This is a genomic window from Candidatus Methanosphaera massiliense (assembly GCF_028890305.1).
In the GTDB taxonomy this organism is placed as follows: domain Archaea; phylum Methanobacteriota; class Methanobacteria; order Methanobacteriales; family Methanobacteriaceae; genus Methanosphaera; species Methanosphaera massiliense.
On sequence record NZ_JARBXM010000001.1, the window covers coordinates 583,148 to 599,248 of the forward strand.

The 16,101-nt window shown below is 27.4% G+C and carries 11 protein-coding genes; 1 reads left to right on the forward strand and 10 read right to left on the reverse strand.

Annotation, left to right across the window (positions count from 1 at the left end; genetic code table 11):
- Positions 1-36 precede the first annotated feature (36 nt).
- The gene (locus OTK55_RS02880) at positions 37-1,029 is read right to left on the reverse strand and encodes a cobalt-precorrin 5A hydrolase (RefSeq protein WP_274870478.1); all 993 of its coding nucleotides are present in this window, start codon (positions 1,027-1,029) and stop codon (positions 37-39) included.
- 20 nt (positions 1,030-1,049) lie between these two features.
- The gene (locus OTK55_RS02885) at positions 1,050-2,009 is read right to left on the reverse strand and encodes a cobalamin biosynthesis protein (RefSeq protein WP_274870479.1); all 960 of its coding nucleotides are present in this window, start codon (positions 2,007-2,009) and stop codon (positions 1,050-1,052) included.
- A 757-nt stretch (positions 2,010-2,766) separates the two neighbouring features.
- On the opposite strand from OTK55_RS02885, the gene OTK55_RS02890 reads away from it, so the two are divergent.
- Positions 2,767-3,921 carry a Cdc6/Cdc18 family protein gene (locus tag OTK55_RS02890; RefSeq protein WP_274870480.1) on the forward strand — a complete coding sequence of 385 codons (1,155 nt, stop codon included), beginning with the start codon at positions 2,767-2,769 and terminating at the stop codon, positions 3,919-3,921.
- 233 nt (positions 3,922-4,154) lie between these two features.
- On the opposite strand, the gene OTK55_RS02895 is transcribed toward OTK55_RS02890, so the two are convergent.
- The 8 genes from OTK55_RS02895 to OTK55_RS02930 all read right to left on the reverse strand — a co-directional run bounded on the left by OTK55_RS02895 (position 4,155) and on the right by OTK55_RS02930 (position 16,041).
- Positions 4,155-4,475, reverse strand: coding sequence for a cupin domain-containing protein (locus OTK55_RS02895; protein WP_274870482.1), 321 nt, complete (start codon positions 4,473-4,475; stop codon positions 4,155-4,157).
- Positions 4,476-4,568: 93 nt separating this feature from the next.
- On the reverse strand, positions 4,569-5,483 hold the full coding sequence (gene pyrB, locus OTK55_RS02900; RefSeq protein WP_274870484.1) for an aspartate carbamoyltransferase: 915 nt from the start codon (positions 5,481-5,483) through the stop codon (positions 4,569-4,571).
- A gap of 40 nt (positions 5,484-5,523) precedes the next feature.
- Positions 5,524-6,258, reverse strand: coding sequence for a tRNA (adenine-N1)-methyltransferase (locus OTK55_RS02905; RefSeq protein WP_274870486.1), 735 nt, complete (start codon positions 6,256-6,258; stop codon positions 5,524-5,526).
- Between the two features lie 55 nt (positions 6,259-6,313).
- Positions 6,314-9,127, reverse strand: a complete 2,814-nt coding sequence (locus OTK55_RS02910) for a DUF3427 domain-containing protein (protein WP_274870487.1) — start codon at positions 9,125-9,127, stop codon at positions 6,314-6,316.
- A 61-nt stretch (positions 9,128-9,188) separates the two neighbouring features.
- On the reverse strand, positions 9,189-11,432 hold the full coding sequence (locus OTK55_RS02915; protein WP_274870488.1) for a DEAD/DEAH box helicase: 2,244 nt from the start codon (positions 11,430-11,432) through the stop codon (positions 9,189-9,191).
- Between the two features lie 1,639 nt (positions 11,433-13,071).
- Positions 13,072-14,271 carry an aconitase X catalytic domain-containing protein gene (locus OTK55_RS02920; RefSeq protein ID WP_326520446.1) on the reverse strand — a complete coding sequence of 400 codons (1,200 nt, stop codon included), beginning with the start codon at positions 14,269-14,271 and terminating at the stop codon, positions 13,072-13,074.
- Positions 14,272-14,303: 32 nt separating this feature from the next.
- Positions 14,304-15,674, reverse strand: coding sequence for a single-stranded-DNA-specific exonuclease RecJ (locus OTK55_RS02925; RefSeq protein ID WP_274870491.1), 1,371 nt, complete (start codon positions 15,672-15,674; stop codon positions 14,304-14,306).
- Positions 15,640-16,041 (reverse strand): 30S ribosomal protein S15, encoded by a 402-nt coding sequence (locus tag OTK55_RS02930; RefSeq protein ID WP_274870494.1) that lies wholly within the window; start codon positions 16,039-16,041, stop codon positions 15,640-15,642. The genes OTK55_RS02925 and OTK55_RS02930 overlap by 35 nt, the downstream gene beginning before the upstream one ends.
- Positions 16,042-16,101 lie beyond the last annotated feature (60 nt).

Sequence of the window (16,101 nt, forward strand, 5' to 3'; positions counted from 1 at the left end):
TGTTAAAAAGAAAAAGATATGTTTCTAGTGCAAAAGTTAGTTATTATTAACTGAAACAGCAATAGTAACACCATTATATGCAGTTTTTTTAAAGATTAACTCTGAATTATCACCATTAACTATCAAACATGCTGGTTCACAAACTCCTTTCACTCCAAATTGTTTCATAACAAAATCAGACTTTGAAATATCATTATTTTCATAATTCTTAATATCAGACATTTCAACTATTTCCAATATCTTATCATATTTAGACATTACATCCAATATTCCTTGTTCTTTAGCTTTAACATCAGCAGTGGCAAATAAGTCAATTCTATCAACAGGTACTTCTAATATTTTACAGGCTTCAAGTACAGCATGTTCAACTTTACTAGTAGCTATATTCTTCCTAGCACCTATGCCCATAACTAATCTTCTTGGCTTTAATATAACTTTGTGACCATCAATTTCTGAAACAATCATTTCAAGTGTATTATCTATATGAATATTATAGGAATATCTAACTGAATCAGTTAATATAAATGAAAATTTAGAAGGTAAATAAAGTTCCACTTTTCTATCATCAACTAATGCTCTGTTAATAAATTTAATATTACCAGTATTTTCTAAATTACAATAATAATGCTTTGCTATTGAATCAATACCTATTTTATTATTTATATCAGTTGAAGTAGTTATAACAGGAGTAGCATCAATAATATCAGCTATTTTATGTGTTAAATTATTAGCTCCGCCAAAATGTCCACTAAGTAAGCTTATTACAAAATTACCATTATCATCAACTAATAAAATTGCCGGATCAGATAACTTAGAATTAACGTAGGGAGCTATGGACCTGATCATAATACCAGATGCCATAATACCAATAATACAATCATATTCATTGAAAATATTTTTTATTGTTTTTTTAACATTTTTATGATATTGCTGAACATGAAGTATTAATGGATTATTTTTAAGATTAGAATATAATTTGTCTGAAATTAATTGTCCTTGTTCTGTTATAGAAATTATTGCTATTTTCATATTTAACACGCCAATTTATTTTATAATAATAACATTGCTATTATAAAGTAAACTAAAAGAATTGTTACGATAAATAGTATTGATGTTACTTTAGTAAGTTTAATTGATTCGGTTATTTTATCACTTGTTAACTCGGTTGTTCCATAGCCTAGCTGATATACTCCTTCTTTAGTTAAGGTTATATTTAGTGCTCCTGCTGCTGCAGACATTGTGTAACCACTATTTGGACTTGGTGTTTTCAATGCAAATTCTTTCATCACATGATATGATTGTTTGTAATCATAGCGTAGTATGTATGCTGATAGTATCATATAATATCCTGCTATTCTTGCAGGTATATAATTTAGTATATCATCGAGTTTTGCAGGATAACAACCCACATCTATTAATTCTTTTGTCTTGTAGCCTAACATTGCATCCATTGTATTACATACCCTGTATATTACAGCACAGGGTATTGCTATGATCATTCCGAAGGGTATGCTTATTATTGTTGTGTAAAATAATGGTGATATTATACTGTCAGTTATGTTTTCAGTTAGTGTTTCTATTGCTGCTGATGTTATTCTTGATTCTGTTAGTTCCTGTGTATCTCGGCTTACTAGATAGGACATTGATTGTCTTGCCTTGTCAATATCTTCATTTAAATCTTTTTGAATGTCTTTAACAGATTTTATTAGGAAATTGATTGAGAATGTTGTTGATAATATGATAGATGCTATTATTACATATAACCAGTTGTTGAGGTATGCTGTGATTAATAATAATATTAATGTTATTATTGAAAATGTGAAGTTTGTTGCTAGGATTATTAATAGTCCTGATGTTTTTGTAGCCGGCAGGTAATTTTTTAGTTTTGAAATAAAATGTCCCATATATATTACTGGATGTATTTTATCAGGTACCTCTCCTATTAATAAATCAATAAGTACGGCTAGACCTAGTATTGAAATTGAGTAAATTAAACTTTCATATATCATTATTATTATATTATATTAAAGTTGTATATAATAGACGTGTATTTCAAGTGTAAATATTTGTTTTTCCTATCAAAACAAATAGTGAGACGTACATTGCAAGTGTAATGTTTTTTTCATAGCAAAAATTTTCAAATAGTGAGAGGTATTTTTCAAGTGTAAAATTTTTTTGTACCTAACGCAAAAAGTTAAGACGTTTATTTCAAGTGTAATTTTTTCTGAATAAAAAATTTTGAAAAAAATAAAATTAAATTTCAAGTGTAAAAATTTTTGAAAAATATTTTTAAAAGTATTACTATAATACTTATAAGTATTTTTATATTACTTTTTTATTAAATTTTTAAATTAAATTAAATTAAATTAAATAATAAAATAATAAATAATAATAAATAGAATAATAAAATAATAATAAATAATAAAATAAATAATAAATAAATAATAATTAATAAAATAAATAGAAAAATAAATAAAAATAATAAATATTATATAATAAAAATTATTAATTTTCTTTTTTATTAATAAAAAAGAATTATTTAACTTTATTTTTAGCTAAAAACCATTTTTAAACATTTTTATTTTTCACTTTTTGCGGAATTTTAGTGGGGGGTACCTTTTTAATATACACTTGAAATATACGTCTCACTCTCTAAACCTTTTTATAGTATAAATTAGAAATAAAATATTATTAATTTTTCACTTGAATTTCTAATATTACATTTAAAATTATACTTGAAATTAAACTACATAACCAGGCGATTATATGACAAACATTTTTGAAGATTTAAATGACAGAAAAACAATATTCAAATCTAAACAATATTTAGATCATCGTTTTATTCCAGAAACACTGCCACACAGAGATGAAAAAATTAAATCAATTGCAAACTATTGGGTTGAAGCATTACAAAAAAACACACCACCTGACATAACTATCTATGGTAAAACAGGAACTGGTAAAACAGCAGTAACCCTATACGCTAAAAAACAGTTAGAAGAAGTAGCATCAAAACGAAATTTAAACATCAGAATCGAATACATAAGATGCACTGATTACAATACAGAATATCAGATACTAGCAAGATTATGTCAACAATTAGGAAAACCAGTACCGTACAGAGGATGGACCAAAGCAGAAGTAGTCAACACATTTAGAAATTTATTTAAAAAGAATATATTAGGTGAAGATTTAATACTAATCGTAATATTAGACGAACTTGATGTTATACTCAAAAATGATGGAGACAGTATTTTATATACATTAACTCGAACTGATAATGTATCTATAACATCCATAAGTAACTATGTTGACTTCAAAAGTTTTATTAAACCAAAAGTAAAAAGTAGTTTAAGAGACCGGGAAATTGTATTTCCTCCATACAATGCACAGCAACTAATAGATATTCTTAAAGAAAGATCACAACTATCCTTCAAAGAAGGAACAATAGCTGATCCAGTAATACCTTTATGTTCAGCATTAGCAGCAAAAGAAGAAGGAGATGCAAGATATGCTCTTGATTTATTAAAAACTTCAGGTGAAATAGCAGATGAAAAAGGGGCAGATGTTGTAGAAGAAAGCTTTGTTATAGAAGCTAAAGATCGTATAGAACACAATAAAATTATTGATGTTGTAATGACTTTACCTATTCAACAACAAAGAGTATTACAAGCTATAACATATCTTACAAATAAAAAAGAAGAAATCACATCTGGAAGATTATACGAAATATATGAGGACTTAGCTAAAAATGATAAAGTATCATATCGTAGAATCTTCGATTTTATCAATGAATTAGAAATGCTTGGTTTAATTTCCGCAAATACAATATCTCGTGGTAGAGGAAAAGGAAGAACAAATATCATCACATTACAATGTGATCCAGAATTAATTGAAAAAGCATTAGTATTTAAAGATTAAACTCTTTTTCAATTTCTTATTTTTTTCTAATTGTTTAATTTACAGTTATAATTAATCTTTTTTTATGAAAATAGCAGTTAATATTTTAGAATTTCTATTAAAATTTATATTTTTTAATATTGAAAAAATGAACTTTACACTTGAAAATAATCTCAAGTGTATAAAAAAAAATAATAATTTATATAAATTGGTATTTATACTTGTAATACAACTTTACAGAAAATAATCGTATCTTATTCTGATTTTATCATAGATAGTATCATTTTAAATCTTTCAGCTGCATGTAATGCATGTGGAGCATTTGCTGGCATTATAATCATATCACCCTTTTCAAGTGTATATAATTTTTTGTTTAATGTTAATTCTAGTTTTCCATCTATTATTTGAATCATTGCATCGTATGGAGCTGCATGTTCGGATAATCCTTCTCCTTTATCAAATGCAAATACTGTTATTGTTCCTGTTTCTTTTTTTACTAATTCTTTACTTACAACAGAATTTTCCTGATATTCTACTAATTTATCTATTTGATATATTGTTGATTTTTCAGTCATATTTATTCCTATCCTTTTGATTTTTCTATTTAACTTCTATATTAGCCTTGTTTATATAATAATTTGTAACTTAAATAGTTAATTAGAAACATCTTATTTTATTATGGAATCAAGTAATGCCATTCTAATTGGAACACCATAAAATGCTTGTTTAAAGTACATAGCATTATCTAGTTTATCAACATCAAATGATATTTCATCAACCCTGGGAAGTGGATGCATAACTATGACATCAGAATTCTCCAAATCTTTTCCCTTTAATGCATATTGACCTTTAACTTTCAAGTATTCCTGTGGATCAGGGAATCTTTCCTTCTGTATTCTAGTCATATAAACAACATCAACATCACTTATATTATCAGCTAAAGAACTTTTAATACTGAATTTACAATTAATCTTCTCCAAATCTTTAAGAATCTCCGGAGGCATCTGTAATTCATTAGGTGATATAAACACTATCTCAGCATTAAACATTGCAAGAGCATATACAAGACTATGAACAGTACGTCCATATTTCAAATCTCCAACAATAGCAATTTTAATATTATTAATATTATCTAATGTTCTTCTCATAGTATAAAGATCAAGTAATGTTTGTGTAGGATGTTGTCCTGCTCCATCTCCAGCATTAATAACAGGAACATCAACCTTGTTAGATATGAATCTTGCAGCTCCTTCCATATCATGTCTTAAAACAATAGCATCAGTATATTGGGATATAATCTGTGCAGTATCATATAATACTTCACCTTTCTGTATACTTGTTCCCTGTTTCTGGTTAAATCCTATTACATCTCCACCTAATCGTTTCATTGCAGTTTCAAATGATAATCTTGTACGAGTTGATGGTTCATAGAACATTACTCCTAATAATTTACCATCCTTTTTATGACATACTTTCTCTGATTTAGCAATTGGCTCCATGTCTTCAGCAAGATCTAATATGTATTCAACATCACTTTTCTTAAAATCTCTGATAGAAATTATATTTTCTAAATTAAAACTCATAATACTTCAACTCTTTATTAATCCACTTCTTATTTTTTCATTATAGCTTTCTTGCAAATGTAATATATCCTGTATGTCCTGCCATTCTACTATTAGGCCTTGTTTTATTATTTTTTATTTCTAATTCTCTAACATTACCCTCTCTTATTCTGATATTTTTAAATTTATTCTTCTGTAATTCTCTTGTTACTACTTGAAACTGTTCGACATAAGGAGTATACACTGCTATAAATCCACCAGTCTTAAGTATCCTATAAGAATCTTCAATTACATCTCCTGGTCTTGGAAGATCTAAAAATACTAAATCAACTGAATTATCTTCTTCTAAAAATCCTTCAGTAACATCTCTGTTATGTAATGTTATATTATTAAAATCAGTACCTTCAATGTTTTCTTTTATAATTTCTACAAAGTCTTCTCTTATCTCATAACTAGTAACATGTCCTTCTGGTCCTACAATGTTAGCAAAGAATAGTAGACTACTACCAGCACCTGTACCTGATTCTACAATTTTACTACCATAGCCTACTCCTGTAAATCCAATTATTAATCCAAGATCCTGGGGTAGTAATATTGAGCATTTTCTTTTCATTAATTCGATATAATCATTAATATTAGGTTCTATAACAGTATACTTTTTACCCATATGTGTTTCTAGTACATCACCTACTTTAGCATTTTTAATATCTTCTTCAGGTATTACTCCCTTTTCTGAATGAAATTCTTTATCATGTACTACGTATTTCCTGTTTTTTCTGTCTACTATTATCTTCATATTTTATCCCTTGTATATTATATAGGCTTTGTAGAGTTATTATTTTTTATTGAATTTAATTAATAAAATATTCATAAATGTCCTCTCGTACCGGATATTTTAGTTTTAATTTAAAGTTCACAGTATCCTTAAGTTCACCATTCTTATCCATGACTTTAGCTTGAGCTGGCTGTGTAGGAATAATAGGACCCATGTAATAGAATGTTTTTCCTTCTTCATTATTTTTTTTCATAAACAAGTAGAATTTCATATTTGTCTTTTTATAGTTAAGAATTTCTTTAATATCCTTTGATTCAAATGTTCTGGAACTAGTGGCCATCCAACTTAGTGTTTCATTATCATAGAATTTATTAACATATTTAGTGCTTTCTTCATTATTTTCTTTTTTATCATATGTTACACAGAATGGACATGTTTTCTCATTATCTATATTATTTTTTATCACATAACCGTATATAGCATCTTTTTCAGGCCAGTTTAGTAATTTAGCTATATCTGCTCTTGAATATCTTTCATATAACTTGAAATTCATGTTATCGAGATGTTCATTATAGTTATCTTCATATTCAGTTAATCCTACTTTTAAAAGGTCACATACATTATCTTTAAATTCTTTATTATCTAATAGTCTTTTAAATATTGGATCTATTGTGATTTCATCGTCTTTAACATCTATTATTTTACTTTTTAAGTAATAATCATGTTCTCTTGGTTTGTAGAATGATTTGTCAAGTACACGTATGGCACTTTCAATGGATATTCTGTCGTTAATAATATTATATCTTTCTTTGAGTATATTTTCAAGAACATAAATTTCAAGTGTATTATTTTTAATCAATTCCTCTATAATTACCAGTTCATGAGGTCTTCTACCATTTGCAAGTTTCTGAGTAATAAATTCTAAATATAATAATTCTAAGGTATTCATTGAATTATTATAATCATTATCAACTTTAGCAACAAAGTAAGGGTATGTTTTACTTTCCTTTAATGAATTAAGCTTATTCATACAATTAATTATAAACATAGGATTCAATTGATTATACTTGTAGAACTCATAAAGAGTAGGAATGTGTCCAAGCTTGTTTTTTAATTTGAAATACTCGTTTCTAATAAAATTCAAGTTATTGAATTTAGCTTTATTGATGGATTTATAAATTCTCTCAGATGATATTTTATCAAAATTGATTGTAGAACATCCAACAAGCATATTATCACGGTTAATCATAAACTTACGAATTGTATCCTTATCATAAGTGGTATCTCCTGATAATGCTATGGGAATCATGAAATTATTATTATAATTACCAATAAAGTCCAGTACGACAACATATTCCTTTCCTGGTGATTTACGAAGTCCTCTTCCAAGTTGTTGTATAAATATTATACTGGACTCTGTTTCACGTAACATTACTATTTGATTAACTTCTTTAATATCAACACCTTCATTGAAAATGTCAACTGTGAATATATAGTCAAGGTAATCTTCACGTGTATCACTAGTTAATCTATCGATTGCTTCATCTCTTTCCTTTTGTGAGTTATCACCACTAAGACTAATTGTTTTATATCCGCGTCTATTAAATTCATCGGATAATAATTTTGAATTTTTATTAGTATTACAGAAGACTAATCCTTTAACTCGATTTCCACTGTAACCATAATATTCAATGTTTTCAATTATATTATCTATACGAGTGCTGGATAAATCATTAACATCTAATGCTTTATCAGTTATACCAAAATAATTAAATGTGCAGAGCATATTCTCTTCCAAGGCATCTTTTAATCTTATCTCGTATATTATATTATGGTCAAATAAGGAGTAGATGTCAAAGTCATCTGATCTATCTGGAGATGCTGTCATTCCTATATAAAACTTAGGCTCGAAATAATTCATTATTTTCTGGTAACTTTTAGCTCCTGCTCTGTGTACCTCATCTATTACAATGTAGTCAAAATGATTCTTATCATATTTAGTATAATTCTCTTCACGTGACATCATTTGAATAGTACTGAATATAAAGTCGCTATCATAGTTTTTATTATTTCCTGAGAGCATGCCCATAGTTTTATTGTTAAATACATGTTCATATGATTGTTTTGCTTGTTTTGCTATTTGTTCCCTGTGTACTAGGAATAATACTCTTTTAGGATTAAGTTTTTTTAATCCAAATGCTGATGCATATGTTTTACCTGTACCTGTTGCACTTATCAGTAATCCTCTTTTCTTACCTGAATCTACTAGTTTACTTAGATTTTCCATGAATCGTTTCTGCATATTATTTGGTTTAAATTGTTTTGGAGCAGGTTTTATCCATGATTTCATCTGTAATTCTATATTTTCTTCATATAATTCTTCATATTGAGTTATACACTCATCTATATCTATTGAATTATTCCAATATTCATTGAATGTTTGTATTATCTCCTTGTTTACTTCATTATTAATACTGTCTTTTGTTAGTATATTCCATTCTTTGTTAACTGTCAATGCTTTTTGTGTTATGTTGGAGCTTCCTATCAGTATATCATAGTTTTCCTTGTTTTTAAATATGTATCCTTTAGTATGAAAGCCATATCCCTTTTCATTTACTGAGTATAATCGTACATCTATGTTTTTTAGTTGATTTAGTTTTCTTAATGCTTTAGGTTCACTGAAAGATAGGTAATCTGTTGTTAATATTTTACCAGGTATGTTATTTTCTTCTAATTCTTTTAGTGTTTGTAATAATGGTGTTATTCCACTTTCTGTTATGAATGCTACACTTATATAGAATTCTTCACAGTTTTCTAATTCAGCTTGTAGCGTACTTATCACTTTAACATTGTATTTTGAGTTGTTTATTATGAATTTAGAATTAGACAAGGTATAACTCCCCATTAATATGTTGATTAGTTAAAAATTATGGTGGTGAGGTTGTGTAACATTATTCATCTCTGAATTCTCTTTGTGTTACATCTATAATATTCGTAGCTGTTTTTTCTCCTATTCCTTCTACTTCTTTTAATTCATTTTTTGACGCATTTATCATGTTTTTAACAGTTTTAAAATGTTTGAGTAGACTTTTTGCTGATACTGGTCCTATTCCTGGTAGGCTTTCTGTTATGAATAATTGCTGTTCTGGTAGTGTAACTGGTTTTGTTTGTGTTCGTATACTTACTGGTTTTTTGTTGTCTTTGTCCTGTTCTCTTAATGCTATTCTTTTTAATAGGAATGCTGTGTCGGTTTCACTTTGAGTTTGAATAATTGGTATTCTGAAGTCAAGTGCTATAGATGCAAGTGCACCTCTTATAGCATTTGGATGAAGGAATGTATGATAAATGTTTTCACCTTCAATTATCATAAGGGGTTTTCTACAATTAGTGGTTAATTCTTTAGCTTGTTGATATAATCTTTTATCTGTTATTGACTTGCTGAAATCTTCAACAGTTTTTCTTTCAATAATAATATCATCAGTAATTTGATAATCACCAACACCCATACTTTTTACTTTTATCTCACAATTGATTTTATCTAATTCTCGCATCATGTTAGAATTTTTCTCACGATAATCAACATATATAGTTACTTCAGCATTATCTGGGTCTGTGTTGATATTATAAGATTGTACTTCTTCATTATTAGCCACGTAGTTATCAAGTGAAATATTATTCTTGTTGTATGCATTGTAGATGTTATTCTTCATTGCTCTTTCTTTTCTTTGACTAGCCCAGTAATATGATTCATCAAGTGTACCTTTAGTCATTAATATATACATTTCACCTTGATGTTTACGTCCTGTTCTTCCTTTTCTCTGAATCATTCTAATTTCAGATGGCACTGGTTCATATAATATAACATAATCTACAGCAGGTATATCAATACCTTCCTCTGCAACACTAGTTGAGATAAGCACGTTGTATTCATCATTCTTAAATTTATCAATTACTTCAATCTGTTTTTTCTGACTTAATCCCTTATCATTATCTCGTGATGCCTGACCATAAAATCTGATAGATTTAATATCATTTTTTTCACAATGTTCATGAATACTTTTTGTGGTATCTCTAAACTGACTGAATACTATAATCTTATTCTGATTATTTTCATCAAGAATTTGTTGAATTAACTCCATTAATCTTTTCATTTTTGGATGATCAATACCTCTATCCACATATTTTCTTGTTAACATCACAGCTTTATTAAACTTATAATCATTTTTCAATGATTTAGATGCTTTTGTTTTCTTCTTTTCAAGTTTATTAAAGTAATTATTCAATGTTTTAATACTCTGAGTTTCAAGAAGTTCTTGAGAATGCATAATATTTATTACTTCAGTTAATATTGAAATTCCTGTGAAATATTCTTTTTTAGGATTATTACTTGAGGCTATTTTTTGTTGAAGTCTTTTTTGTTCAACAAGAATTTCTCTTTTTGATGGTTTAGCTATTGAATCTATAATACCTAATTTTTTAAGAGTTTTTAATCTTATTTTCAGAGTTTCTGCTAATAAATCTTTTATTTCTTTTAATTCAGGTGTTAGTTTTACCTTTATCCATTTAGTCTGCACTTGATTAAAGTATGGTGCTACGTCAGGGTCATCTTCACTTTTAATTATAACATTATTTATGTAGATGTTATGGGATACTTCTTTTATTTTTTTCTCTTCCCATCCTGGACTAGCTGTTAAACCTAATACTAGTTGGTCTTTAGCTTGCTGAATATACTTTTGTGCTAAGTATACATAGGAATATGATCCTACTGCGTGATGACATTCATCAAAGACAATTAAAGAAACATCTTTAAAATCATATTCACGTGATATAATATCAGATTCTACAGTTTGTGGTGTAGCACAAATTACTCTATTTTCCTTCCATAATTCTTTTCTATCAGCAGGTTTGTTATTTCCTGTTATACTAGTTACTGAAGTATTTAAAAATTTTTTAAAGCTTTTTTCATGTTGTAATGTCAGTGGTTTACTTGGTGCTAATATTAAAATCTTACTATTTTCATAGTTTTTTAGTCTTTCAGCTGATATTAAAGCTGCAATTACTGTTTTACCCATTGCAGTAGGTGCTATTATCATTGTGTTACCTTTTTTAAGTACACTCATAGCTAAATTCTGTTGGTATATCCTTCCTTCTATCGTATTTTTATTTATGTATTTATGATCTATCCAATTTTTCATGCTAAATAAGTGTTTGTTTTATATTGTTTATTAATTATGTTTTTTTCATCGATATTTTATTCATAATAATAACACTGTGAGTTATTAATAGACAATGTTTAGTTATATACCTATAGAAACCTATATATACTAGTAAATATAATCTATTATTGTGAATAAGTATAAAGAAAAGAAATAATTTCTAAAATATTTATAAACAATAATAAATAAAATTAAAAAATAGATAATAAGTAAATTAATATTAACATTGTATATTAAAATAAATATAGAAAGATATATATAATAACAAAATATATTTATTATTGTGAATAAGTATAATTAAATTAAAAAATTTCTAAACAATTAACTCTATTAATTGTTGTAATATACAAATATTAACAAAGAAAAAAATTTCACATAAAGTGATGAAAATGAAGCGATGAAAAAAATTATTCTTAAAATAACGAAACAAAAAAAATATGAACAACTTATCACAAGCATATCACAGTTGTGATGAAAATGAAGTAAATACAATAAAGAAATTATAACATATAATACAAAAAAACTAACATTATAATAAATGAAAAAATAGATGAAATAATTTTTTGTAGTCGTGATTAAAATGAAGAACTAAAAACAACAACTTTAAATCGAATATTCTATTACAACATTACAAATTACAATATAATTAAGATAAAATAATAATTCAAATAATCATTTAGAGCGTGGTTGATATGAAGTGAGTCATATACTTAAGGAATCAAATAAATTAAATAAAATAATAAGAAAAAGGAATTTCAAGTAATAAATTATAGTGACAGTGGTTTATATGAAGTGAATCTTTTAATTAATGAATTAAATCATTGATTAAATAAAAAAAAGATCTAAAAACATAAAAAAAACAAAACATAAAAAAGACACTAAAATAAAAAATTCAAATTTAAAACAAAAAATAATCACATATGTTGTGATGAAAATGAAGTGAAGGTTAATAAAATATATAATTAAAGCTATATCGTAAATATAAATAAAAATTACTATCAAATATTCTAGTCGTGATAAAATGAAGAACTAAAAACATTTATCCTTAAAAAAATATTTCCAAAATAAATCACCACGACGAGAAGTGATGAAAATGAAGCGATAGAATAAAATATTATAAACCTAATCTAAAAACTCTTCAAAAATAATAATGAAAGATAAAATAATACCTTATAAGTATATATGACTAATAAATAAAATCTTTTCGGTGATAATTTAAATCAATTAATGATATTTATTAAAAAATATCTATAAAATAATCTCTTAATAAAAAAAATCAATAGAATTAAATCAATAAATTAATTAAACTACCATATTAAATAAAAAGAAGAATACCTGAACCTATAAAAGTAGTATAATTAATAAAAAGAATTGTTTACTTCTCTATTGATTTCATGTTTTATAATTAATAGAAATAATGATATTAAAAACATGTAAAAAAAGTTGTGTTAAAAAAAAGTATTGACGTGGTTGAAAAATACTTTTCTCAAATAAATTTCATAATTTGTTAATAAAACAAGGAAAAAAGGAAATATAAATTACAAAATCCCGGTGTAAAGGTAGGATTCCTTTATATTGTAATTTATATTCTCTAAACTATTTTTTTTATATTTAAAATTTATTCAGATATCATATCAATTAAATTCTCTACAGTATCATAAACAACATCTAACTTACACATGTTAGGCACATAATTTGCTGCTTTTGCTGAATTAACTCCAATAACTTCATAATCAAGTTCTTCAATAGGAGCTACAACCATACATGTATCAGAAACTATTTTTCCACCAGCTTGTTCTATAATATCAAGATATCCGCATTGTTGACTTATTGCTTTTATAGCTTTAGATGTGCAAATCCATAAGTCTTTAACTAGTTTTTTACCTTTAACAAGTTGAGTTACTTTCTGAATTTCAGTTATTGACGCATGTGGACATCCGAGACATACAAGATCAGGAATTTTATCTGTAGTAGATAACTTACTAATAGTATCCTTGATTATAGTTTCATCAATATCTATTGTTTCAAGTTCATCGAATGATTCATGATTTCTTGCAAACTCGGCTTCTGGAGTAATTCCTTCTACATGGTATTGACTTACAGCTCCACTACTTGCGAGAGCTGCTCCTAATAGTTTTAGATTATTTCTTCCAGGATTACTTGTAAGTTTAAAGTATGGTTTTTTATCATTAACTATTTGTCCAACATAGTATCCTAGTGCTCCGATTTCTGCTTCATTATTAAAATCATAGGATACATCAAATATCATGTCAGCTACTCTATTTTCTAAGATATGATTTCCATAGTATGGTGTTCTTCCAACTATTGCTGCTAGTAATGCACTTGGACCACCTTCACGGTTTGTTCTAGCACCTATAACACTATTTACATAGCATACAGCTGATGATTCGGACCATGATACATGATCATTCAGCATTGGAGTATTACCTATTAGGTATGGTGTACATGTACATGTGCTCATTACACCTATACTTTCATATCCTTTTATTATATCAATCTGTTTTTTAGTGAATTCTTCGCTGAATCCTAATTCTTCCCAGTTTTCAATATCTACTCCAGCAGGGTTAAGCATGGTTTCTAGTGTAACATCTGCTTTTTTACCTAAATCAACTACAAAATCCAGTCCCGCATCACCAATAGTTTTGTATGATACTCCAGATACTTGTGCAGATGTAATTGGTATCATTTTTTCTGCATCATATATTTTTCCTAGACTTACTAGTATTTCCATACATTCTGCTTTTCCTTCACCATATTCACCATTATACATGTCTTCTTCATACTTTGTAAGTTCCATATCTACCACTCATATCTTATTATATTTTTTTCCTAGTTGTTATTTATTTGATATTCTACCATTTCATCTACTAGGTGTATGAAATTATCTTTTTGGTTAGCAGGGATTGTTGCACCAGCTGCTATGTTATGTCCACCACCAGATCCATTGAAGTTGTTAGATGCTTGGTTCATTATAACACCTAGATTAACACCTTGTTCTACCATATTGTCTGTTGTTCTAGAGGATACTTTGATTAAGTTATCCATCTTCATCAGACTTAACACAGGTTTATCTGGAAGTATGCCAAGATCTATACCAATACTACTTACTGCTGCTGCAACTTTTTTAAGTTCTTTGTCTTCTGTGTATATGTATTGGATATTTTCTTCTTGAATACTGCCTTCTCTTTTTATCCACTCAATTCCATTCTGCATATTACTACTGTACTTAGATAATAATGATTCTGCATAGTCTATTTGTGCGTATTTTCCTAGTTGTATGCTTAGTGCTGCTGTGTATTCTTTGTTTTTACCACATGCATTTAATAGATTAGAATACTCTTCAATATTTGTTAGTTCTCTTCTGATATTAGGTATAGTGTATATTTCGCCATATATATTCTCATTAATATTGATTAATTCATTTTTCAATGTTTCATATTCTTCTTTAGATAGTTGACTTAGTAGCTTATCTTTAGGAATGTTATGATTATCTAAGAATTGTTTTGTTTCATCAATATTTCCAGATAATCCTTGAATTACTGGGTTGTATGTGTATGTTATTGCTTTGTATAATGGTTGACTGTTAGAGTATGCTAGTTTTAATTCGTCTTTGATTTCCATTGTATTATGTTCAATGGCTTCATCTAAAATTAGTTTGTTTATGCCTGTTGGACCATGTTTGAATTGCATATCACCATATGCACCAGTTAATGCTAATCCTGCTAGTTCATAGAATTCATAGCCATGCACTGATAAATATGAAAGTCCAGAACCACTAACATCTTTGGTTCCATCAATATTAAATATATGAGGATTCACGTGTATTATCTGCTTATTATCCACTTGTATTTCTGGGTCTGTACCTTCGGGTACTTGATGATGGTCTGCTATTATCACATCACCCTTGAGTTTAGAAATACTGTCCAGATTTCCACTTCCCATATCTGAGAAAATAAATAGTTTATATTTGGATTTGTTAAGTTCTTTAACGTTACTGTCTCTAAGACGTGGTAATATTGTTGTATGGAATCTTCCACCTGCCTTCTGTATTGCGTTAGCAAATATTCCAGCAGATGTTAGTCCATCAGCATCATTGTGAGATATTAATCTCACAACATGCTGTTTTTCAATGTGTGATTTAAGTAAATCACAAGCTTCGTCAGCTCTATTTAACAAGTAAAGCTGCTGTTGTTGGGTCATATCTCCATCCTTCAGGAAGAACATTGTTTTTAGTGTAGTATTTTACTAATCTTCTGATTTTAGATTCTATTTTGATTAATCCTCTTTTTGAGTGGATATCTTTTGGGTTTTCTTCGAGGTGTTCTCTTATGTTTACTGCTCTTTTAATTAAGTTTAGTAAATCTTCTGGGTAATCGAATACTATTCCATTTTTTTCGAGGATATCTGTAATTTTTTCACCTAAAACTGTTTTTGTACTTGGAATTCCGTATTGGTCTCTTAGTGTGATACCAATTTGGCTTGTACTTTGTCCGTCTCTGTATAGTTTTACGATTAATTCTTCTATTTCTTCTGGGCTTTGTTCTACCCATTCAGGTTTGTCTGCCATGTTATATTATTCTCCTAATTTATTAGTCTGTTTTTTTTAAGTAGTTTATATTATTTTAAA